Raw genomic sequence first — 21,884 nt, forward strand, 5'->3', positions numbered from 1 at the left:
CGGTCATGCCGACGTCGTAGGGATTGTCCCACTCGACGTGCTCCTTGCCGCCGAGCGCGTGGACGACCGGCGCCTTCAGCGCCTCGGCGAGTTGCAGCAGCTCCGCGTGGGCGCCGGCGCAGCCGCGGCCGCAGAACAGGGTCACGCGTTTGGCCCCGTTGAGCATCCCCGCGAGGGCGTCGAGGTCGGCCTCGCGCGGGCGCACCACGGGCGGGGGCGGCACGAGGGCGGCGGAGAGTTCGGGCGTGTTCCCCGGCATGGCCATGAGGCCGACATCGCCGGGGATCACCACGACGGCGACCCCGCGCTCGGCGATGGCGACGCGCATCGCGGTCTCGATCACGCCGGGCAGCTGGGCCGGCGAGGAGACCAGCTCGCAGTAGTGGCTGCATTCCTGGAACAGGTTCTGCGGGTGCGTCTCCTGGAAGTAGCCCCGGCCGATCTCCGCCGAGGGGATCTGGGCCGCGATGGCCAGCACGGGCACGCGGGAGCGGTGCGCGTCGAACAGGCCGTTGATCAGGTGCAGGTTGCCCGGCCCGCAGGATCCGGCGCAGACCGCGAGCTCGCCGGTCAGGTGCGCCTCGGCGCCGGCCGCGAAGGCGGCGCTCTCCTCGTGGCGCGTGTGGATCCAGGCGATCGAGCCGTCCTGGCGCAGGGCCTCGGTCAGGCCGTTGAGGCTGTCACCGACCACGCCGTAGATGCGCTTCACGCCGGCCTGCGCCAGCGCCCGGACGAACAGATCGGCGACCTTCGTGCTCATGAAAACCTCTCGGGCTGATGCGCGTCTTGGGGGAAGGCTTGGCCGCGATCGGCCATCGTCCCCAGGGTCATGGATCATGTCGCGGCAAGCCGTCGTGACGCCCTCGACCCACGCGGTCACGCGGGGCGCCTCACGCTCGTCGGCTCGACAGGGGAAAGCGGGCGTAGGGGGGCGCCGACGACAGGAGAGTGGTCCCCGCTGATGCCGGCGCGCCATCACTGCCGACCCCGGGCGGGACCGCGATGCCGCCATCCGCCCTGGACGCGTCAGCCCCTCACGAAGTCGAGCAGCGCCGCATTGAGGACGTCGGCATGCACGGTCAGCATGCCGTGCGGATAGCCGGGATAGGTCTTCAGGGCGCCATTCCTCAGGAGCTTGATCGACTTCAACGACGCGTCCGCGATCGGCACGATCTGGTCGTCCTCGCCGTGAAGCAGCAATGTCGGCACGGTGATCGCCTTGAGGTCCTCGGTCTGATCGGTCTCCGAGAATGCCTTGATGCCCTCATAGTGGGCCTTGGCGCTGCCCATCATCCCCTGCCGCCACCAATTTTGGATCACGCCGGGAAGAGCTTTCGTGCCGTCGCGGTTGAAGCCGTAGAATGGGCCGCCTGCCACGTCGAGGTAGAACTGTGCGCGATTGGCGGCGAGCGCCTCACGGAATCCGTCGAAGACGTCGAGCGGCAAGCCTTCAGGATTGGCGTCGGTCTTAAGCATCAGCGGTGGCACAGCACTGACCAGCACGGCCATGGCGACACGTCCCTGCGGCTGGCCGAACCTGGCGACATACCGAGCGACCTCGCCGCCACCCGTGGAGTGGCCAATATGGACGGCGTTCCGCAGGTCGAGATGCTCCATGACGGCCGCGGCGTCAGCCGCGTAATGGTCCATGTCGTGCCCTTCCGAGACTTGCGCCGACCGGCCGTGACCGCGACGATCATGGGCCACGACCCGGTAGCCCTTCTGGACGAAGAACAACATTTGTGCGTCCCAGTCGTCCGACGAGAGCGGCCAACCGTGATGGAAGACGATGGGCTGAGCGTTTCTCGGCCCCCAATCCTTGTAGTAAATCTCCGTGCCGTCCCTCGTGGTAACGGTGGCCATGTCGCTCTCCGTATGTGATCCGGCCGCGCTTCCGTCATTTCACCGGATGTTCCACCAGAGTTGCTAGGTCATCCTGGCTCCATTCGCTTGCATGAATGCGTCGCGATTTTGCAATTGCGGCGGCGATCGCATGCACCAGCAGCTCGACGATGTAGCCGCGGGACGCGCCGGCCATGGAGGGGATCGTTCGGCGTCGTCAGGATCGATGGCGTTCGGTGCGGCCGGAAGAGCTGGCTCAGAGTGATCCTCGAGAGGGCGGCAACATCGATGTTGTGGACCATCGCGCCGCGCATCGCTTCAGCGCACACAGACACGTCGGATCTGGAGGTGAGCCCACAGCGTTCGGCCCGCGCTCCTTGGGCGCTAGCCCGCGCGCGGAGGCGCGCCGAGCACGGTCTTCAGGGTGCGCTCGAAGTGCTCCGCCTCGAACGGTTTCGCGCAATACGCGAAGGCACCGAGCGCGAGCGCCCGCTGACGGGTCGCCTCACTCGGATAGGCGGTCATCACCATGACCGGCAGATCGGGTCGCTGAGCGGCCAGGATCCGGAGAAGGTCGAGCCCGCTCAGGCCAGGCATCTGCACGTCCGTCACCACCAGCGCGATGTCGGCCTCGTCGAGCTTGGCGAGAAGCGGCTCCGCCCCGCTGAACACGATGGCCTCGTATCCAAGCGCGCGCGTGAGCCTATGAAGGGCAGAGCGAATCGATGGATCGTCGTCGACGATGGCGACGGCGGGTCTGCTCTTGACGCGTTCAGTCATGGGCGAGCGGCAGCATGAAGTGAAATGCGGCGCCCCCATCGGGAGCGGCGTCGACCCAGATCTCACCTCCGTGCGCATCGATCAGGTTCCGGCAGATGGCCAGTCCCATCCCCATTCCGCCAACCTTGGTGGAGTGGAAGGGTTCGAAGATTCGCGCGCGCCGTTCGGGCTCGATTCCGGGGCCCGTGTCGACCACGTCGACCACGACGGCGGCGCCGACCCGGCGGATCGTGATCGTGATGTCCTTCCGGCCCGGTAATCCTGCCATGGCCTGGGCGGCGTTGACCAGAAGGTTGACGAAGATCTGCTGGATTTGAATTAGGTCCGCCGGCACGGGCGGGATCCCGTCCTCCGCCGCGAGATGGATCGCGGCGCCGTGGCTGCGTATCTCGCGTTCCACCAGGATGTTCGCGTCCCGCGAGGCCTGGACGAGATCGATCGGGGCGACGGTCCGCGGCGCGTTGCTGAGGTACGAGCGGGTCCGCGCGACGACATCGCGGGCGCGGGTCGCCTCGGCCACCACATCGTCGAGCGCCAGGGAGGCCTCGGCCACGTCAGGCTCGGGACGCCTGAGCCAGCGCAGGGCCGCCTGGGCGTTGGCGAGGATGGCGGCCAGGGGTGAGTTGACCTCGTGGGCGATGGAGGCGCTGAGCGCCCCGACGGTGGTGATCCGCGAGGTCCGGGCGAGTTCCGTGTCGGCCGCCGCAAGATGGGCCTGGGTGCGCTTGAAGGCCGTGACGTCAAGGGAGGTGACGATCACGTCGGAGAAGCCCGCGCGATCCTGCGGCAGCGTCGCGGTGAACAGCACGTCGCGCTCGCGCCCGTCGGCGCCCATGATGTGGGCTTCCGAGCGGAAGAAGCGGTCCCCTTGGGCGAATGCGACGAGCCACTGCACGAAGGTCTGGTCGGTGTCGGGTAGCAGCCGGTCGAGTGAGCCGACATAGGCATTCTTGTTCGGCGCGCCCGTCTCCTCAAGAGTGAACGCGTTCACATCCGTGATCAGGACCTTGGCCCGCAGGGCGCGGAGCTCATCGGGACGATTGGCGAAGTGCCGCTCGACGTCGTCGATGCCCGCACGCCGCAGGCCGACGATGACCTCGGTCACGGCTGTCCAGTCCTCGCGCCAGATCGAGATCCCGGATCGCTCGTAGATCGCGTCGAAGCTGTCCCGTGCCTTGCGGCGATCCCGCCGGAGCGCCACCACATGGCGGACCGCCGCGAGCGCCGCGAGCGCCGCGAGGCCAACGCCTAGAATCGGGATCGCACCACCGCCGGAGGCGGCCATCAGTCCCGCCAGGAAGGCCAAGACGCACGGGACACCGACCCAGAGGCTGGCCGGGGCGAAATCCTCGTTCTGTATCGCGAACGTCCGGGGCGGGGTCACCTGCATCCATGCCGGAAGGTCGTCCACCCCGATGTCCTGGGACGCCGTCTGCGCCAAACTCGGCCAGCGCGAGAAGACCTGTCGCATGACACTGATCCAACCTGGTCCAATGAGCCGGGGCGCCTCGCCGCCCATTCGCGATACGCCTGTATAATGGCGCGATCCGACCATGCATTGCATGTTGCGAGCATGGATTTGCACCGACACGGGATTATCAAGTTCCCCAAGGGCGGACTGCTCGCCTCCTCTCAGGACCGAGGCTGGCGGGACGTGGCGGCCGAATTCCGGTCCCATCCCGCTGGAGACCTGCCAGCGATCGTGCCGACGCAGATGGAGATCACCCTCGCGACGCGGCGCAGCGTCGGCGCGCGGGTAAGCCGCAAGGGCGCGGGCGTGCGACAGCGGACGGCCGTGGAGGCAGGGACGGTCTGGCTTTGTCCGGTGGGTGTCGGGGAGGATGATATCAACATCTCCGCGCCCCTCAACGAGATCCTGCATATCTATCTTCCGGCCAGCCGATTCGAGGCCCTGGCGGAGCTCTACGGCGATGCCCGGATCCGGGCCGACGCAGTGCGCTACCTCGCCGATGTCCAAGACCCGCTTATCCGCCAGATCGGCCTGTCCGTCCTCGGCGAGCTGGTCCAGGAAACTTCGGCCGGGCGAATGATGGTCGAGAGCGCCGCGCTGACGCTCACCGCGCGGATCGCGCAAGCTTACGGTCACGACCGACCGGATGACGCGCAGCTTTCGCAAGAGGACAGCGCGTGTCCGGATCGGATCCAGCGCGCCGTCGACTTCATCCGCGACAACCTCGACCGTGACCTGTCGATCGCCGAACTCGCCTCCGTGGCCTGCTTGAGCCCCTTCCACTTCGCCCGAATGTTTAAACGTGTCACCGGGCAGACGCCCTACGGCTTCGTCAGCGCGGAACGATTGGAATGCGCCTGCCGGCTCCTGGCCGACCGAAGGACCTCGATCCTAGACATCGCGCTGCGCTCCGGCTTCTCGAGCCAGGCCGCCTTCGGGACAGCATTCAAGAAGGCTAAGGGTTGCACGCCTTCCGAGTATCGCAAACTGCTTGGATAGAATCGGCATATAAAGAGCAAGATCGACAAAAATCAGAGCAATCCAACTAAAGATTGCTATTCACAAAAGGAATAATGTTCTTCCTGCAGAGACAGGAGAGACTACGATGCTTGAGGCATCTACCTCGCGCCCTGATCGAAGGGAGATTAACTTGCGGCCGCCGGCCTCGCGCGCGTGCGCGCGCGGAGCCCCCCAATCCCGCGGCACGTCCCGGGCCAGCGGCACGGGCCCGAAGGAGTGGCCGGCGACGCGTTCCTGCGAGACCGACATCCTGGTCTATCAGGCACAGACGACGGAGGTGCCGCCCACGAACCGGCAATGCGAGGTGCTGCTCGTGCAGGTGGTGCCGATCGAGCGGTCCACGGATCGGCGACGCGGCGAGTCGGTTCCCGCCGGTCGCCCTCGGCCGGGCGATGTTCTACTCCTGGACCTCCGACAGTCCCCTTCGGTTGCGCCCCTGACCGGCGCGATCAATATCGCCCTACACAGGGCGTTGCTCGGAGAGATCGCCGCCTGTCTTCGCACCGATCGGGCCAACCCCCTCGACGCGCTTACGGAGGCGTGCGGCAGGCGACTTAGCGATGCCACCATCCACGATCTGGCATTGCGCGCGTCGGCGACGCTCGACCGATCGGATCGCGGGGCGACGGTGTTCCGGCATCAGCTCGGCCGTGCCTTGGCCGCTCATCTGCTTGGGACCTACGCGGACATCGCGGACCGCATCGAGCCGGCTCGCGGCGGCCTCGCCCCGTGGCAGCTGAAGCGCGCCCAGGATCGAATGCGCGCCGCGCTCGCACAGTCGCTGAGCATACCCGCCGTCGCGGCGGCGTGTGGCCTCTCGCCCAGCCATTTCGCCCGCGCGTTTCGGCGTTCCACGGGCGTCTCGCCCCACGCCTGGCTCGTGCGGCAGCGCATCGCCCGGGCCAAGGACCTGATGCGCACGCGTGATCTGTCGCTGGGGGATATCGCCTTCGCCTGCGGCTTTGCAGACCAGAGCCATTTCACTCGGGTCTTCGCCCGTGCGGAGCGCATGAGCCCCGGCCGTTGGCGCCGGTCCATCGAGCCGGAGCTAGCGGCCGAAGCCTGATGCTCGACGCACGAGCTGAGCCGTTCCACGCCCTCATGGTGAGCAACGCCATGCGCCCGCCAGACCATGGCCTGATCCCGCCAGTCACGGGTCGAGTCGCAGGTGATCCCCGGCTTGGCACTCCTATTGCTGCCGTGCCTGCCTCGAAGGTCATACGCCGATCCGTGAAGCGGTCTCGTGAAGAAGATGCCTCTCAATGTCGAGCCAGAGCGGCCCCAAGTCGCGGCGCTGTTGGGCGCCACGGGAGGCCTCGCCCTGCGCAAGCTCCCGCCAAGGTTGTTTCATCTGATTGCCGCCGGCGCCCGCGCGCCGGATGGCATCTGACCATCGGGTCACGAACAAGCTCCTCCATTTCGCTAAAACATGATCGTTTTGTACAAAATTTTTGTCGAATGAAGTGTTAGCACATCGACCGGTAGGCAATCAGTACGACCCGAACCAAATAATCTTAGAATCTTGAATCAAAGCCGGCAAGACAATCTATGTGCGAACAAAACGGAGGTCGGATCGAAAATGTACTCCGCATGTCAGTCGCGTTCATGAGGCATGAACGCGACGGCACGCTCCGGGTTTGAGCGTCTACTCGCTGCTCGTAGCTTTTCTAAGGATTGAACTGAGGCGCATTGAGCAATGAGCGCTAAAGATCGCTCCCAGCTACAATCAGACGATTACTTTAGTCAAACCTTCCTTGAACGGATTCAGGCGACATTTCTAAGTCGAGATGGCGATCGCACGCGGTACCGCGTGCGTGATCCGGGAAGCAATGCAAACTGGTTGATCGAGACCACGCGTTGGCAAGCTTCGAACGTATGCCGCGAGTTCGAAACTCATCAGCGTCTTTCCTCGCGCCTGGAGCCTTCCTGGAGCGTCGCGCCCTTGGCCCTCATCCGAGCACAGGAGGGACCCGTCCTCGTCTTCGAGGACGCCGCCGGGGCGTCCTCGCCCATGGCGGGCGACGCCATGTCGATCGAGCGATTCCTCGAGATCGCGGTCGGCGCGGCCTCCGCCCTCGCGCGCGCCCACGACCGTCGCATCCTCCATCGCGACCTCCGCCCGGCGCATCTGCACGTTCAAGCCGGCGGCGTCTTTCGGCTCGCCGGGTTCGGCAGGGGCATCGCGCTCGACGAGCCGGGCGATCATTGGCCCGAGCTGCCGGTCACCGACGACGCCTTACCCTATGCCGCACCCGAGGCGGCACGGCGCTCGGATCCATACGCCGACGAGCGGAGCGACCTCTACTCCCTCGGCGTCACGTTCTACGAGATGTTGACCGGACGGCTGCCGTTCACCGCTCGCACCGCAGCCGAATGGCTCCACGTCCACGTGGCCGTCCAGCCCCCGCGCCCGAGCGACTCGCGCGACGTACCGACGGCACTGGATGAGATCATCCTGAAGCTCCTCTCCAAGGAGCCGGTCGACCGGTACGCCAGCGCATCCCTGCTGCTCGCCGATCTCGTGCGGTGCAGGACCGAGTGGGCCGAGAGCGGATCCATCAGGCAATTCCGGCTCGGGCGGGATACGCGACCGAAACTGGCCCTGTCCGAGCGGCTCTTCGGCAGGGATGCCGAGACGGGCGCGCTGCTCGACGCGGTCGAACGCGTGAGGCGGACCGGTCGATCCGAGTTGGTCCTGATCTCCGGCCCCGCCGGCGCCGGCAAGTCCGCGCTCGTCGGCGCGGCGCAGGCGAGATCCGAGCGGGCGGACACGGCCTTCGCCTTCGGGAAAAGCGGACAGCACCAGGGCGACATGCCGTACGCCGTCGTCGCGCAGATCTTGCGGTCCCTGGTCGACCGCCTCCTGAGCGCCAGCCGCGACGAGCTCCACCGCAGGCGGGACCTCCTGCTGACGACTCTCGCCGGACATGGGCAACTGGTATCCGAACTCGTTCCGGAGCTGGAACTCGTCATCGGTCGGCAGCCTCCGGTCGCCGATCTCCAGGCAGAGCAAGCCCAGCGGCGCGTCAACGCCGCCATCCTGAACACCTTGCAAGCCTTCGCCCAGAACGACGAGACGCTGATCGTCTTCCTCGACGATCTCCAATGGGCAGACGACCCGACATGGGCCTTCTTCACGTTCCTGCTCACGGAGAACGTCAGGAACATCCTGTTGATCGGATCCTATCGTGACGGTGAGACGGCGCGCAGCGCCCAGCTGCAGGCGCTCCGCTCGCACGTGTCGGCGAGGTCCATCCCCATCTCCGAACTTGGGCTACGGCCCCTGTCGGTAGGTGATGTGGGAACGCTCATCGCGGTGGCCGCGCAATGCCGCGAGGAGCGCGTCGAGCCCTTGGCGCGCGCCGTTCACGAGAAGACGGCCGGCAACCCGTTCTTCGTCGGACAGCTTCTCCGGACCCTGGTCGACGAACACGTGTTCCGCTTCGACGAACACGGCGGCGGATGGACGTGGGATATGTCTGCCGTCGCCCGCCACCACTCGACCGACAACGTGGTCGACCTGATGGTCCGGCGCCTCGACCGGCTGCCGGAGGAGGGTCGCAAGATCCTTCGCTGCCTCGCGTGCGTCGGATCGAGCTGTGACGAGGGGCTGCTGGCGCGCGTCCTCGGGGCCGATCCAGGCTGGATACGGGCTAATACGGAAGGCCTGAGGGCGGCGGGCCTGCTCACCCGCGAGGCCACCACCTACGCGTTCTCGCACGATCGCGTGCTGGAAGCCGCATACGCCTCATCCACGCCGGCCGCGCGATCCGCGGCCCACGCCCGCATCGCGGTCGCGATGGTCGAGATGTGGCGGGCCGCACCGGACGACTCGCCATTCGCGATCGCGAACCAGGTTGAGCGGGCGAGGACCGACGGGCTGCCGTCCGAGACCACAACATCGTTCGCCCACCTGTTGCTCGCCGCGGCGCGCCGCGCCAAGAGCGCGGCGGCCCTCGATCAGGCGTTGGGCTACCTGGAGACCATGAGACGGCTCCTGGCGGAGACGAGCTGGTCCGACCAGTACGCGCTCACATACCAAGCGGCCGCCTTGAGATGCGAGTGCCTGATCATCAAGGCCGAGCTAGGCCTGGCCGCGACGGAGATCGACCGCCTGCTGGAGAACTCAAGATCCGCCATCGACCGCGCCGGCGCCTTCAGGTTGAAGGCGGCGCTGCAGACGCTGCGGTCGGACTACGAATCGGCGATAACGTCGGTCCTGACCGGGCTGGACGCCCTCGGGGTCAGCCTGAAGCGCTATCCGTCACCGGAAGACCTGTCCCAGACCTACCATGCCATCCGGAGCAGGGTGCAAGGCCGGGGGATCGCCAACCTGGTGGAGCTGCCGGTCGCCACCGATCCGAAGCTGGAAGCCGCCATGGGCCTTCTGGTCACATGCCAGGCGTCGTTCTTCGTCGACGACGGCATCAGCTTCCTTCACCTCGCTAAGATCGTCGAGCTGACGCTCGAGCACGGGGTGACCGCGGCGTCGCCGTACGGCCTGTCCTGGTTCGGCGTCTACATCGCGCATCACTACGACGCCTATGGGGACGGACTGATCTTCGCGAACGTCGCCGTCGAACTCATCGATCGCCACGGCTGGGAATTCGGCCGCGCGGCGACCCTGGTCGCGATGGATCAAGTCAGCGTCTGGACGCGGCCCCTCACGTTCGCCCTCGCCAACGCGCGCGAAGCCGCGTCGGCCGGCGTGATGAGCGGCGACCTCGGCATGGCGTGTTATGCCGGCAACCACATCGTCTCAAACCTCATTTTCATGGGCGAACCCCTGTCGCGCGTCATCGACGAGGCCGAGAGCCGCCTCAACCTGACGCGCCAGATCGGCTTCAGGGACATCGAACTCCTGCTGAATTCGCAGATCCGTTTCGCCGAGCACCTGGGGCAGGGTGGCGGCACCTTGGCGCCGCAGGCGGATCCCGGACAAGACGGATCCGGGCAGAACGGCGTCACGCCGGTCTCTCAGCCAACCCTCTTCTGGGAATGGCTGTACGCCGGCATGTCGGCGGCCTACCTCAAGGACTATCGCGAGGCGGCCCTGAGGCTGGCGCTGCTGAAGCAGCTCGAATGGGCGATCCCCGCCCACATCAACCTCGCCGACTATCATTTCTTCTCGGCCTTGACCGCCGCCCAGGTCGAGGACGCGTCCGCCGGGGTCGCGGAACGGATCACGAAACTGGGTCCCCACCGGGAGCGGCTGGCCTTCTGGGCCACGCTCAACCCCACCACCTTCTCGAATAAGCTGCTGTTGATCGATGCCGAGATCGCTCGCCTGCGCGGCGTCGACGTCGAGGCCATGCAGCTGTACGAGCGCTCGGCCGCCGCCGCCGCCGCCGCGGGCTTCGTCCACGAGCAGGCGCTCGCCCATGAGCTGGCGGCGGCGCATTGCGAGGCCAGCGGGCTGCGCACCGCCGCTCGGCAGCATCTTCGAACGGCGATCGAGTGCTACCATCGGTGGGGAGCGGAGGAGAAGGTCCGCCGCATCGAGGCCGAGCACCCCTTGTTGGAGGCGGAACGTCGCGAGGAGCCGGTCCCGTCGCGGAGCGGCCAGGCCGCCCTCGACCTCGCGGTCTGGGCGGCGGCGGCGCGCGCCTTCTCGGAAGAGATCGTGCTGGACCAGCTGATTATGAAGCTGATGGACAGCATGATCGTCCACGCCGGCGCACGTTACGGCATGTTGATCCTGATGCACGAGGATACGCCCGTGATTCAGGCGACGGGCCGCGTGGTCGACGGCGCGATTGCCGTGGACATCCATCAGGCCGAGCTGACCGCCGACGCGGTCCCCTTAGCCATCGTCAACACGGTGATCAGGACCAAGAAGACCATCGTCCTCGACGATGCGGACGGCGAGGGCCCCCACGCCGGCGCTCTGGACCTCGGCGGCCGATCGCTGCGGGCGGCCATGTGCCTGCCGCTCCTCAAGCAGGGGCGCCTCGTCGGCATACTCTACTTGGACAACGATCTCGCGTCCGGCGTGTTCACCCCCGGCCGCACCGCGGCGCTCGAGCTGCTCGCCCCGCAGGCGGCAATTTCCCTCGAGGCCGCGCGGCTTTATGCCGAGCTTCTGGAGGAGAATGCCCGGCGCCGGGAAACGGAGCGGGCGTTGCGCAGCGCGCGCGCGGAGTTGGCGCGGGCGGCCCACATGACCGTGCTCGGGGGTCTCGCCGCCTCCATCGCCCACGAGATCAACCAGCCCTTGACCGGCGTCGGCTCCAATGCGGCGGCCGGCCAGCGATGGCTGAGGCGGGCCACCCCGGAGATCGGCGAGGCGCTCGCGAACCTCGAGGCGATCCAGGAGAACGCGGTCCGGGCGGCCGACATCGTGCGGGCCCTGCGATCGCTGGCGAAGCAGGCGCCGCCGAAGCTTGGCAACGTGCGGATCGATGACGTGATCCGCGAGGTGCTGAACCTGACCTCGACCGAGCTGGAAGCCATGCAGGTGATGCTCGACGTGCGCCTCGCCGGCACCGACGTCCATGTCGTCGGGGACCGCACCCAGCTGCAGCAGGTCGTGTTCAACCTGGTCACGAACGCGATCGAGGCCATGGGCTCCAAGGATCCCGCCGGGCGAAGACTTACGGTGAGATCGGACTGCCGGGATTCGAAGATCACGGTCCATGTCCATGACACCGGCGATGGGATCGCGCCCGACGTGATCGGTCGGATCTTCGAGCCTCTCTTCACGACGAAGAGCAGCGGCATGGGGATGGGACTCGCCATCTGCCGCTCGATCATGGAGGCGCATGGCGGAACGCTCAGCGCCATTCCGTCATCGTGCGGCGGCACGACCTTTGTATTCTCATTGCCGGTCGCGGCCGAGATGTGAGGCGGCCGCTCGCCAAGCCGTCACGGCCATTCGTCGCCGTGACGGGGGAGGTCCGCACGGCAGGCGCGGCTGTCCCGGCCTAGGCCATCTCCAGGCATTCGATGAGAGCGTCGCTGTCGACGGGTTTCTGCATGAATTTCCATGCACCGCTTTCGCGCGCCCGTTCCCGGATCGCCTCGTCGGACAGGCCGGTCATCAAGACCGTGGGAATGCTGAGGTGCCGCGACCGCAACCCCTCCTGAAGTTCGAAGCCGCTTATGCCCCCGGGCATCTGGATGTCGCTTATCAGAACGGTCACGTTCGACAGGTCGGGGTGGGCGAGGAACGCCTCGGCCGAGCTGAAGGTCAACGCGACGTAGCCGATCGATCGGACGAGGCTGGACAGGGCCGAGAGCACGGCCGAGTCATCATCAACTATCGCCACGACTTTTTGTTGTAACACAAGTCAAGTCCTCACGCAGGGCCCGAGATCTTGACGGCGCCGGAAGCCTCGTAAGGCCTGGATCAGAATGCCGAAATTTTAAACCATACCAAGGTTTAATCATGGCCGCGTCACTACGCACCTTGAAGCGTCGGCCGGATGACCCACCCGGTCGTGCCTATCGTCGGAGCGGTCCCGACAGGCATGGTGGCAGAGCCCCGGGAATCCCGGTGGCCGCAGCCTCATCGCGCGGCGTTCGCCCGTGGCGCGCGCCGCCCATGACCGACCCACCCAGCTTCAGCTCCATCGCCATGGTTCCATGACGTCCGTCGCCCGGCATCGAATGCGTCCGGGGGCATCTTTCCGGCAACTATACCGACGTATGATTGATCGAGATAGACGGGTTGGCACGATGGATCGCAATGAAGCGGCGCGTCGGCGTGTCCCTCCGATGCCGCGACTTCTATTCAAGCCGGCATCTGATATCTGAAAGCGACGTCTCACATGCTGTCATCAGGCTCACCCCTCAATGGTAACTATGCCGGCATCAGGGTGACGCCTAGAGATGCTGTCGTCTGCGGTCGGATATCGGACCTGCTCCGTCGTGCCGAACTCGCGCTGACTGGGGATCTGACCTCGACGCGGCACTACGTGATGTCCGCGTTGGCGCTTCTGGACGGCACGGTCGACGCACCGTCGCCCACCCGAGACGAGGCCGATGCCAGATCTCATGCCGCGGGTGGGCTTGCGCGATGGCAGCGAAGCCGGATCGAGGGTTTCGTCGCGGCCAACCTGCATCAGCAGATCGCGATCAAGGACTTGGCGGCCCTGGTGCGGCTGAGCCCCTCGTACCTTTGCAAGGTCTTCAAGGTCACGTTCGGGATGTCACCCCATTCATACATCATGATGAAGCGGGTATCCCGGGCGAAATCCGCGATGGTTTCGACCCGGGCCGCGCTGAGCGACATAGCACTCAGCTGCGGCTTCTCGGATCAGGCCCACCTGTGCCGGGTGTTTCGACAGGCCGTCGGCGAGGCGCCCCATCGCTGGCGCCAAGCCAACCAGACCGACCTCGGGCAGTGAATGCGGTGCCTGCGGGACACCGACGGTTCGGTCGGCGCAACTCACCATGTGGTCGATCGCGCCGGCCGCCCCGGAGCGTGGAAGGTGCCCCGCGGTCGCGCCACGCCCTCCTCAACCGGTCGCCGGTCCTGGCTTCCGGTCCGCGCCACCGAGCAGTCCAGGCCTTCGTCGTCCGGGGCAGCGTCGGTCCGGTCCGGATGCCGGGATTCCGTCCCTGGGCGCAACGCCATATGCACGGCCCGGCGCGGGTTCCGCCGGCCAGCCGAGGAGCGCCCGGGATGATCTTCGTCGCGAGGGCAGATGGCGGCGTGACCTACGTCAGCCCGGAATGGAGCGCCTTCACCGGACGCGCGGCGGACACGGCCGTGGAGCATGGCTGGTTGGGGTGCGTGCATCCCGAAGATCGGGAGATGGCGGTGACCTTCCTGCGCACCGCCCGTGATCGGCGGAGCGAGTACAGCCTTCGCCTCCGCATGCGCCGGGCCGATGGCAGCCACGCCTGGGTGATGATCGGCGCCGTTCCATCCTTCGGGCCGCCGAACCGCTCGTTCCTGGGCTATCTCGGCTCGATGACGGAGGTGAATTTCGCCGATTCCGACCCCCTGGTCGCGCACGGCACGCACGCGCGCTTCGTCCCACCGCCGACGCACCCCGCGACGCCGCCCGGCACGACGCTGGAACGCGTCGCCGACCATTTGTTGATGGCCCACGGCCTTGTCGAGGAGGACGGTGCGAAGGAATTGCTGCCAATCCTGAGGCGGGCGCTGATGATGGCGGGTAGGCTGCTCGCGCGCGAGATGGTCGCCCGTAGTCCGGGCGATCGGTCCCACTGAGGTTAGCTCCGTCCGGGACGTGGCTGGCGAGCTCCGGCCCGCGAAGCGCCGTGATGGAGCGGTCAGCGCTGCCGTGTCGCTTCGATTCCGAGTTGATGCGCCATCAGGACGAGGTCGGCGAGCGAGCGGGCGCGCATCTTCTCCATGACGCGCCGCTTATGGACCTTGGCGGTGATTTCCGTGATCCCGAGTTCGGCGGCGATCTGCTTGTTCATCAGGCCGCCGATGGCGCATCGCAGCAATGCGAGCTCCCGCGGCGTCAGGGAGGCGAGGCGTCTCGAGAGATCGTCTTGGGCCCGGCCGGCCTCCAGCGCGGCCGCATCGATCGCCAGCGCCCGATGGATCGCGTCGAGCACGACCGTGTCGCTGACCGGTTTGGTCAGGAACTCGACGGCTCCCCCGCGCATCGCGCGCACGGTTATCGGGATCGTTCCGTACCCGGTGAGGAAGATGATCGGCACGGTGCAGCCGGCATCGCGCAGCGCCTCCTGCACCGTCAGGCCGCTCTGCCCGGGCAGGCGCAGATCGAGGAGGATGCATTCGGGCGCCTGACGCAAGCGTGAGACCAGGAGCTCCGCCGAATCGCTGTGGGCGACGGCCGCGAGCCCGGCCGACCTGCACAGTCGCGTCAGCGCCGCGCGAAGAGCCGGATCGTCGTCGACGATGTGGACTGTGGGTTCCGGCATGTCGCTCGCGGCGCCAATCGTCCTCGGGATGGGGCAATCGATCCAGGGGGTTACATGATGCGGTGCAATATCGACAGGTGCGGCCAAGCTCGCCCGGACCGGCGCGGTCCGCCGATCGCGTTCGCCTCGAGAGGAGGCGGGTCGGGTCGTAGAGGATGCGGTGGACATTCCTCGTCCACCGCCGGCCGGCACGCCGCGATCGGCGCGTCGTCAGAGGTCTGAGACGGGCAGCGGCGCATTCGCGCTGTCGAGGAACTCGACCGTCGTGAAGCTGAGTTCGGTCTCGCCGATATTCTCGAGGTCGTGGATCATGAACGCACCGACCGGAAAGGTGTGGTGCTGGGTGTCGCCGGGCTCGTAGGCCACCTCGGCGATCCGCCCGTCGGCGTAGTGCGAACGTGCCCGCCCGCCGGTGACCGCCGTCCAGAAGTAGTCCAGCACGTGCGTGTGGAAGCCGATCCGCTCGCCCGGCCTCAGGCTGAGCGACCACACCCGGACGCGGTCGGTCTCGGAGACGAGGCGGCTGCCGACCTGCCCCCTGCCGGCGCCGGCGGCGAAATCCTGGCGCAGTTCCGCCGGCCAGCCGGCCGGGGGCGCCGGCCAATGCGAGATCGTCTGACGTGTCATGGCCCTTCTCCTCCTCGGATCAGTGCGCGGCCGGTGCGGCAGGCCGGTCGAAGCCGGTCTGCGCCGTCACGTGCTGCGCCGCGTAGGCGGCGCGGACCGACGCCGCGGCCGCGCTCCGGTCCAGCCGCGACACCGCCCAGGACGTGACGAACGCGAGGGGGACCGAGAACAGGGCCGGATTGTCGAAGGGGAACGGCGCGACGCCGAGCCCCAGGGTTGCGGTCCACACGCCGGGGCTCAGCGCGACCAGGAGCAGCGAACTCAGGAGCCCGGCCAGCGAGCCCGCGACCGCCCCACGGGTCGTGAGGTCCCGCCAGGCCACCGATAAGAGGATCACGGGGAAGTTCGCGCTCGCCGCGATGGCGAAGACGAGGCCGACCATGAAGGCGATGTTCTGATTCTCGAAGAGGATGCCGAGCCCCATCGCGGCGAGGCTGATCGCGACCGCGGCGGCCTTCGAGACCCAGACCTCCCGCTGTTCGCTCGCGCGCCCGCGGCGCAGGACCCGGGCGTAGAGGTCGTGGCTCGCCGCCGAGGCACCCGCGATCGTCAGCCCCGACACCACGGCCAGGATCGTCGCGAACGCCACGGCCGAGATGAAGCCGAGCAGCAGCGGGCCGCCGAGCTTATCCGCCAGGTGCAGCGCGACCATGTTGGTGCCGCCGACCACGCCGCCGGCCGCGTTTACGTAGGCCGGGTCGCCCTGCACCAGGGCGATCGCGCCGAAGCCGAGCACGAACAGGAGGGTATAGAAGACCGTGATGAACCCGGTCGCGACGAGGACAGAGAACCTCGCCTGACGGGCGTCGGCCACGGTGAAGAAGCGCATCAGGATGTGGGGCAGGCCGGCGGTGCCGAAGATCAGGGCGAGGCCGAGCGACATCGCCGAGACCGGATCCTTGACGAGCCCGCCCGGCGCCATGATGGCCTGCTTCTTCGGATGGAGCGCGACCGCCCGGGCGAAGAGCTCCTCCAAGCTGAAGCCGAAGCGCGCGAGGATCAGCGCCGACATCAGGGCGGATCCCGAAAGCAGCAGGACCGCCTTGATGATCTGGACCCAGGTCGTCGCGCGCATGCCGCCGAAGACGACGTATGCCATCATGAGCACGCCGACGAGCACGACCGCGGCGAGGTAGGGCAGCCCGAAGAGAAGCTCGATCAGCTTGCCGGCCCCGACCATCTGGGCGATCAGGTAGAACAGCACGATGACGAGGGTGTTGAGGCCCGCCACCAGCCGTACCGGCACCTCCGACAGTCGGTACGCCGCCACGTCGGCGAACGTGTAGCGCCCTAGGTTCCGCAGAGGCTCCGCGATCAGGAACAGGATCATCGGGAAGCCGACGAGGAAGCCGACCGCGTAGATCATCCCGTCGTAGCCCGAGGTGTAGATGAGCGCCGTCACCCCAAGGAAGGTCGCCGCGGACGTGTAGTCGCCCGCGATCGCCAATCCGTTCTGGAAGCCGCTGAGGCCGCCGCCGGCCGCGTAGTAGTCGCTCGCCGTCCGGGTGCCGCTGCGGGCGGCCCGGACCGTGATCGCCAGCGTGATGGCGACGAAGCCGAGAAACATCGCGATCGCCATCGCATTCAGCGGTTGCCGCGTCACGGGTCCCGTCAGCGCGTCCGCGCGGGCCTCCCCGGCGACGAGGATCGCCGCCGCGGCGAGCAGGTGGCGGGCGCCGGTCACCGGAGATCCTCCCGCAGGCGCCGGCTGAGGCCGTCGAGGCGCGTGTTGGCGACGAGCACGTAGATGACGGTGAGGGCGAAGCCCAGGCCCAGGAGCGCCACGCCGACGGCAATGCCCCAGGTCACGATCGACCCGTCGCGGATCGGCGTGCCGAGCAGGTCGGGCCTGAAGGCGACGGTGAGGACGTAGGCGAAGTAGGCCGTCGCCATCGTCACCGCGAGGGTGATGCCGAGGCAGTTCCGTTCGAAGCAGAGCCGACGGAAGGTTGGATGAATCGAGATGCGTGCGCTGTTCACTGCGTCCCCCGGTCTGCCGAGTCCTCGAATCAAGCCGCGATTCCCGTCGCGACCGCGGTCTCCGCCATCACTGCCTCCGGTCGGCGGTGGCGCTCGGCCATGGTGCGCTCCTCCGGCGTGAGGATCTGCGCCTGCATGTAGGCGCCGAGTTCCCGGGCGCGTCGGATCACGGCCGCGCCGTAGCGCAGGCGGGCCGCCTCGAACGCGGCGAGGGCGTCGTCCAGGCTATCCGGATGGGCCGCCAGCGCGTCCACGAGGCCCCGCGCGTCGCCTGCCGCCTTCGTCACGCCCATGCCGACGTGCGGGCGGGCTACGAAGGCGGCGTCGCCGAGGATGGCCACGCGCCGGCCGAGCCGCATCCTTGGGGTTTCCAGATCCTGGATGGCCTGGATGAACGGCTGGCCGGTCTTCTCGACCACCTCGGCGAACTGCGGCGCCAGCAGCCGGCGCCCGTCCGAGCGCATGGACGCGACGACCTCGGGCCGGATCCGGCTCGGGGGTATCGAGAGCTGATGCTCGACGCCGTCCACGTCGGTCAGCAGGTCGCGCAGGGCCGCGTCCGCGGCGGCGGGACGATACCAGACGAAGTTGAAGCGGCGGCGGCCGCGGGCCATGGAATTGTCGGCGCCCGCCACCGGGTAGCCGAGCATCTGCTCGCCGTCAGGCAGGGCGAAGGCGAAATACTCGAGCAGCGCCTCACGCGTGCCGGCGGACAGGTCGACCTCGTCAACGAGGCCCCGCCAGGCGATGTAGCCGACATAGCTCGGAACGACGTCGGGGGCGAGCCGGGCGCGCACCGTGGAGAAGATCCCGTCCGCCCCAATCAGGAGATCCGCCGAGGCCGAGGAGCCGTCCTCGAAGTGGGCCGTGACCTTGTCGGCGACCTCCTCGACCCGCGACAGCGCGCGACCGTGATGATAGCGCTCGGCGGGAAGCGCCTCGCGGAGCAGGCCGTAGAGGTGCCCCCAGGAGGTCAGCACCTGGGGCAACGCCAATTCCCCGACGATCGACCCGTCCGCCCCCAGCACCCGTCGCCCGACCACCGACACGCCGACCTCGGCGGCCTGTCGGTCGATCCCCGCGTCCTGCAGGACCTCATACAGCTCGGCATGGGTCACGATCCCCGCGCCGCGTCCGGACAGCTCGGCCCCGGCGCGCTCGAAGACATCGACGTCCCAGCCGGCTCGCCTCAGGAGCAGCGCCGAGAACAGCCCCGCCATGGAGCCGCCGATGATGACGGCGCTCGGCCGCTTCGTTGGGCCTCTGGTCTTGGTCGCTCCCACGGCGATTCCTCCACGATCGGGTCATACGCCCCGCGTCATCCCGCACCGCTCACGCAGCGTCGGAGCGTTGATTATCCGTTGATCAACAATGAGACCGTCCCGACTCGTTGTCAACACTGTTTATCATCCGATAAAATTCCCGACCGTAGGAGACAGGCGCGAAGATTTCGGAAGACGCGTCAGGGGAAGGAGCTGCGGGCCATTCGCTTATCGCTTGATCACTCGAGCCGCTATGGTAACCAGGGATCATGGTACGTCCGTCCAAGTCGAAGACCGGCATCGTCGGTCCGCTCACCGTCTCGCGGGGCTCCCATAAGAGCTCTCCGGACGATCGGTCGGGGGGGCGCAGGCGACTCTCGCGTTCGGATCGCGAGAAGAGCATCGCCTCGGCGGCCATCGCCTTCTTCGCGGAGCGCGGCTTCGAGGGGCAGACGCGTGAGTTGGCCGCGACATTGGGCATCACCCAGCCGCTGCTCTATCGCTACTTCCCGAGCAAGGAGGCCTTAATCGAGCGGGTCTATCAGGATGTGTTCGTCGGTCGCTGGGATCCGTTCTGGGAAGAGACCATCAAAGATCGCGACGTTCCGCTCGAGAGCCGTCTGGTAGGATTCTACGTCAGCTACGCGAATGTCATTTTGACGCCGGAATGGGTGCGGTTGTTTATGTTCGCTGGCCTCAAGAACCTCGACTTCAATGCGCGGTATCTAAAATTTCTTCGCAATCATGTCTTTGAAGTGGTCGTCGAAGAGCTAAGAATGCATTTTCACCGCCCCTCGATAAAAGATGTACCGGCCACGAGCATCGAGATCGAAATGGTTTGGTCGATTCACTCTTCGATATTCTACCTCGGTGTCCGGGAATTCATCTATCGCCTGCCCTTGGATGGCGACGTCCGGGACATCATCCGGGCGAAGATCCAGACGCTCCTCGGCGGCGTCGCTGCGGTGCTTCCACCTGTCGAACACTTGCCATGATGCCGTCGGCTTGGCCGGCCGTGGCCGACCAGCACCGCGTCGAGTTGGCCGTCCTCAACCTAGCGACGAACGCGCGCGACGCTCTCCATGGCGGCGGCGAGGTCCGGATCGGGACCGAGTACCTGCCAGCCGTGGCGCCCAGGCCCGCGGGCGTGCCTGCTAAGGACATGGTGGTCTTGACCGTCTCCGACACGGGCGAGGGCATGGCGCAGGAGGTGCTGTCCCGCGCGTTCAAGCCCTTCTTCACGACGAGGCCGCAGGGCAAGGGCACCAGGCTCGGCTTGGCCCAGGTCTACGGGACCGCCCGCCAGCTCGGCGGCGCTGTGGCCGTGCGCAGCCGGGTCGGCGAGGGTACCACGGTGTCGGTCTACCTACCGAGAGTTGGGGCGGCGAGCTCGGGCGACGTTGGCCAAGACATTCCCGCTTCCGTTGAGGCTGGCGAAGGTGCGCGCATCCTTGTCGTCGAGGACGACCCCCAGGTCCGCGCCGTCGCCGTCGCGCTGCTGAAGGAGAGCGGCTACGGCGTCGCGGAGGCCGGGGGGCTCCGAGGCGTTGCGCCTGCTGGGAGACGGGCGTGGCTTTGACCTCCTGCTGACGGACTACGCGATGCCGGGATGACGGGGACAGAGCCGGCTGGCCGCGCCCAGGCGCTGGTGCCGGGCTTGGGCGTCCTCCTGATGACCGGCTACGCCGACGCCGCGACGCTGCCAGTCGCCGACATCCCGGTCCTCCGGAAGCCCTTCGCGCTGGACGACCTGCGCGCCGCCGTCGAGCGGCTCCGCTCGGAGCGGCCTGGTCGCGTCCTACCGTTCCGCCGAGCGGCCGGCGTCGCCGGGGAGGACGGCGGCACCTGTTAAGGCCCAGGCAGACAAGGAGGCGGGTCCGCGCCATCTTCGCGCGGCTCACTCAGGCGAGCGAGACAATCCAGAGGCCGGTGTGGAGCGGCTCGCCCGTTCCACACAGGATCCCGACGGCCTATCCGACGCGATACTCCGGAAGCCGACGAATCGCTTCGAACATGATCTCGACGGGGTATCGGCCGTATCGCTCGCCCTCCGTTCTAGGCGCATGGCCCTGTATGGCGTCGAGCACCGCCGGATCGATGCCAGCTCTCCGCCCCACGGTCTTGAAGCGATGCCGCCAGCCATGGTTCGGATCGACGCCCAGATCCGACACGCCGAGCGAGCGCACCCATGCCGCCAATCTCTCGCCTACCTTCTTATAGATCGGGTGGGCTGCCGAGCCGCCGCGGGCCCGTGCCGGATCGTAGAACAACGGACGCGAACCTCGCGAAACCGCAAACGACGGAAAGCCCTGCGCGAGGAGATGCGGATGCAGGGGGATCTCCCTCCATCTGCCCGTTTTCACAGACCCGGCCTCGGGCGTGATCCGTACTACCCAGATTTCATGGACCTGCCGCACATCGCCGCCACGCAATTGGGTCATCTCGTTCACTCGGGCGCCGCCATAGGCACACAGCCATGGGACCCACCTTCGAGCAGCGGCATGTTCGAGCGAGAGCTTCGCGGGCGGTTCCAATAAGGAGCCCCGGAGAATTGCGAGAGCTTCGTCGTCGGTGAAGTCCCGGTCGCGTGATAGCAGCAGTCTCGGAGTCTTCACGACCACACCTATGGCCGTGTTGGCTTGAAGGCGTCCGCCAGCGACGCCGTAGTTCATGATGGCTTTCACCGCGCTGAGATACGGCGTGCGAACCGTATTGGCCGATCGACCGGAGCCGAGCAGCTTCTCCTTCCAAGCGATGAGATCCAAGCGAGAGATCGAGGCGAGATCGCCGCGGCCGACGGCGGATTCAAGTTCGGTCATCACACCGGACCATCGTTTCACCGTAGCGGGCGCCAGATTCGCTTCGGCAGCATATGCCGCAAGCAGAGGGCGCCAGGGTACTGGCGCCATCGTGTCGGCGTCGTGCATGTCCGGCCTCGGTCCTGATCCGCCCCCAATGAAGTGGTCCGCCCTTTGGTATGGCTTTCGAGCCTGGAGGACGGATCGATGTCGAGGAAGCGACCCAAGCCTGAGGAG

20 protein-coding genes are annotated in these 21,884 nt (G+C 67.2%); 8 read left to right on the plus strand and 12 right to left on the minus strand.

Annotation, left to right across the window (positions count from 1 at the left end):
- The 5 genes from BM419_RS29720 to BM419_RS29735 all read right to left on the minus strand — a co-directional run.
- The coding region (locus BM419_RS29720; RefSeq protein ID WP_244540917.1) for a thiamine pyrophosphate-binding protein at positions 1 to 760 on the minus strand (760 nt) is incomplete at its 3' end.
- A 266-nt stretch (positions 761 to 1,026) separates the two neighbouring features.
- Positions 1,027 to 1,863: an alpha/beta fold hydrolase gene (locus BM419_RS29725; RefSeq protein WP_091928559.1), complete on the minus strand. Its 837-nt coding sequence runs from the start codon at positions 1,861 to 1,863 to the stop codon at positions 1,027 to 1,029.
- Positions 1,864 to 1,897: 34 nt separating this feature from the next.
- A complete protein-coding gene (locus BM419_RS32670; RefSeq protein WP_175556411.1) occupies positions 1,898 to 2,038 on the minus strand; it encodes a hypothetical protein in 141 nt (46 codons plus the stop codon).
- Between the two features lie 188 nt (positions 2,039 to 2,226).
- A complete protein-coding gene (locus BM419_RS29730; RefSeq protein WP_175556412.1) occupies positions 2,227 to 2,622 on the minus strand; it encodes a response regulator in 396 nt (131 codons plus the stop codon).
- Positions 2,615 to 4,300, minus strand: a complete 1,686-nt coding sequence (locus tag BM419_RS29735; RefSeq protein ID WP_175556413.1) for a sensor histidine kinase — start codon at positions 4,298 to 4,300, stop codon at positions 2,615 to 2,617. Before BM419_RS29735 ends, BM419_RS29730 begins: the two co-directional genes overlap by 8 nt.
- Between BM419_RS29735 and BM419_RS32675 the strand changes: the two genes are divergently transcribed.
- The 3 genes from BM419_RS32675 (at position 4,277) to BM419_RS29745 (ending at position 11,957) form a co-directional block, all read left to right on the plus strand.
- On the plus strand, positions 4,277 to 5,092 hold the full coding sequence (locus tag BM419_RS32675) for a helix-turn-helix domain-containing protein (RefSeq protein ID WP_175556414.1): 816 nt from the start codon (positions 4,277 to 4,279) through the stop codon (positions 5,090 to 5,092). The two genes, BM419_RS29735 and BM419_RS32675, sit on opposite strands and share 24 nt — an antisense overlap.
- A gap of 151 nt (positions 5,093 to 5,243) precedes the next feature.
- Positions 5,244 to 6,179: a helix-turn-helix domain-containing protein gene (locus BM419_RS33105; RefSeq protein ID WP_244540918.1), complete on the plus strand. Its 936-nt coding sequence runs from the start codon at positions 5,244 to 5,246 to the stop codon at positions 6,177 to 6,179.
- A 774-nt stretch (positions 6,180 to 6,953) separates the two neighbouring features.
- Positions 6,954 to 11,957 carry a trifunctional serine/threonine-protein kinase/ATP-binding protein/sensor histidine kinase gene (locus tag BM419_RS29745; protein WP_175556415.1) on the plus strand — a complete coding sequence of 1,668 codons (5,004 nt, stop codon included), beginning with the start codon at positions 6,954 to 6,956 and terminating at the stop codon, positions 11,955 to 11,957.
- Positions 11,958 to 12,036: 79 nt separating this feature from the next.
- On the opposite strand, the gene BM419_RS29750 is transcribed toward BM419_RS29745, so the two are convergent.
- A complete protein-coding gene (locus tag BM419_RS29750) occupies positions 12,037 to 12,399 on the minus strand; it encodes a response regulator transcription factor (RefSeq protein ID WP_091928563.1) in 363 nt (120 codons plus the stop codon).
- 483 nt (positions 12,400 to 12,882) lie between these two features.
- Between BM419_RS29750 and BM419_RS29755 the strand changes: the two genes are divergently transcribed.
- Both BM419_RS29755 and BM419_RS29760 read left to right on the plus strand, forming a co-directional pair.
- Positions 12,883 to 13,461 (plus strand): helix-turn-helix transcriptional regulator, encoded by a 579-nt coding sequence (locus BM419_RS29755; protein ID WP_091928564.1) that lies wholly within the window; start codon positions 12,883 to 12,885, stop codon positions 13,459 to 13,461.
- Between the two features lie 278 nt (positions 13,462 to 13,739).
- Complete coding sequence (locus BM419_RS29760) at positions 13,740 to 14,294, plus strand: PAS domain-containing protein (protein ID WP_091928565.1); 555 nt, start codon at positions 13,740 to 13,742, stop codon at positions 14,292 to 14,294.
- Positions 14,295 to 14,356: 62 nt separating this feature from the next.
- Here the strand turns inward: BM419_RS29760 and BM419_RS29765 are convergent, their stop codons facing one another.
- The 5 genes from BM419_RS29765 to BM419_RS29785 form a co-directional block, all read right to left on the minus strand.
- A complete protein-coding gene (locus BM419_RS29765; protein WP_244540919.1) occupies positions 14,357 to 15,067 on the minus strand; it encodes a response regulator transcription factor in 711 nt (236 codons plus the stop codon).
- Between the two features lie 123 nt (positions 15,068 to 15,190).
- On the minus strand, positions 15,191 to 15,607 hold the full coding sequence (locus tag BM419_RS29770; protein WP_091928567.1) for a cupin domain-containing protein: 417 nt from the start codon (positions 15,605 to 15,607) through the stop codon (positions 15,191 to 15,193).
- Between the two features lie 19 nt (positions 15,608 to 15,626).
- Positions 15,627 to 17,291, minus strand: coding sequence for a cation/acetate symporter ActP (gene actP, locus BM419_RS29775; protein WP_091928568.1), 1,665 nt, complete (start codon positions 17,289 to 17,291; stop codon positions 15,627 to 15,629).
- Positions 17,288 to 17,587 (minus strand): DUF485 domain-containing protein, encoded by a 300-nt coding sequence (locus BM419_RS29780; RefSeq protein ID WP_091928569.1) that lies wholly within the window; start codon positions 17,585 to 17,587, stop codon positions 17,288 to 17,290. Before BM419_RS29780 ends, actP begins: the two co-directional genes overlap by 4 nt.
- A gap of 29 nt (positions 17,588 to 17,616) precedes the next feature.
- The gene (locus BM419_RS29785) at positions 17,617 to 18,870 is read right to left on the minus strand and encodes an FAD binding domain-containing protein (RefSeq protein ID WP_280141979.1); all 1,254 of its coding nucleotides are present in this window, start codon (positions 18,868 to 18,870) and stop codon (positions 17,617 to 17,619) included.
- A 248-nt stretch (positions 18,871 to 19,118) separates the two neighbouring features.
- Here BM419_RS29785 and BM419_RS29790 point away from each other — a divergent pair, with 248 nt between their 5' ends.
- From BM419_RS29790 to BM419_RS29800, 3 genes are read left to right on the plus strand one after another with little or no spacing between them, the layout of a single operon-like run.
- Entirely contained in the window at positions 19,119 to 19,844 is a 726-nt protein-coding gene (locus BM419_RS29790) for a TetR/AcrR family transcriptional regulator (protein ID WP_091928571.1), read from the plus strand.
- A 20-nt stretch (positions 19,845 to 19,864) separates the two neighbouring features.
- Positions 19,865 to 20,428, plus strand: a complete 564-nt coding sequence (locus BM419_RS29795) for an ATP-binding protein (protein WP_244540920.1) — start codon at positions 19,865 to 19,867, stop codon at positions 20,426 to 20,428.
- A gap of 30 nt (positions 20,429 to 20,458) precedes the next feature.
- On the plus strand, positions 20,459 to 20,701 hold the full coding sequence (locus BM419_RS29800) for a hypothetical protein (RefSeq protein ID WP_091928573.1): 243 nt from the start codon (positions 20,459 to 20,461) through the stop codon (positions 20,699 to 20,701).
- A 118-nt stretch (positions 20,702 to 20,819) separates the two neighbouring features.
- Here the strand turns inward: BM419_RS29800 and BM419_RS31790 are convergent, their stop codons facing one another.
- A complete protein-coding gene (locus tag BM419_RS31790; protein ID WP_107684826.1) occupies positions 20,820 to 21,776 on the minus strand; it encodes a site-specific integrase in 957 nt (318 codons plus the stop codon).
- Positions 21,777 to 21,884 lie beyond the last annotated feature (108 nt).

Origin of the sequence: Methylobacterium sp. yr668 (genome assembly GCF_900116245.1) — a bacterium.
Taxonomy (GTDB): domain Bacteria; phylum Pseudomonadota; class Alphaproteobacteria; order Rhizobiales; family Beijerinckiaceae; genus Methylobacterium.

Excerpts from the sequence above, each read along its gene's own strand:
- BM419_RS29725 (WP_091928559.1), bottom strand. The coding sequence starts at position 1,863 with ATGGCCACCGTTACCACGAGGGACGGCACGGAGATTTACTACAAGGAT.
- BM419_RS32670 (WP_175556411.1), bottom strand. The coding sequence starts at position 2,038 with ATGGCCGGCGCGTCCCGCGGCTACATCGTCGAGCTGCTGGTGCATGCG.
- BM419_RS29730 (WP_175556412.1), bottom strand. The coding sequence starts at position 2,622 with ATGACTGAACGCGTCAAGAGCAGACCCGCCGTCGCCATCGTCGACGAC.
- BM419_RS29735 (WP_175556413.1), bottom strand. The coding sequence starts at position 4,300 with ATGGGACCGGAATTCGGCCGCCACGTCCCGCCAGCCTCGGTCCTGAGA.
- BM419_RS29755 (WP_091928564.1), top strand. The coding sequence starts at position 12,883 with ATGCTGTCATCAGGCTCACCCCTCAATGGTAACTATGCCGGCATCAGG.
- BM419_RS29760 (WP_091928565.1), top strand. The coding sequence starts at position 13,740 with ATGATCTTCGTCGCGAGGGCAGATGGCGGCGTGACCTACGTCAGCCCG.
- BM419_RS29770 (WP_091928567.1), bottom strand. The coding sequence starts at position 15,607 with ATGACACGTCAGACGATCTCGCATTGGCCGGCGCCCCCGGCCGGCTGG.
- BM419_RS29790 (WP_091928571.1), top strand. The coding sequence starts at position 19,119 with ATGGTACGTCCGTCCAAGTCGAAGACCGGCATCGTCGGTCCGCTCACC.
- BM419_RS29800 (WP_091928573.1), top strand. The coding sequence starts at position 20,459 with ATGACGGGGACAGAGCCGGCTGGCCGCGCCCAGGCGCTGGTGCCGGGC.
- BM419_RS31790 (WP_107684826.1), bottom strand. The coding sequence starts at position 21,776 with ATGCACGACGCCGACACGATGGCGCCAGTACCCTGGCGCCCTCTGCTT.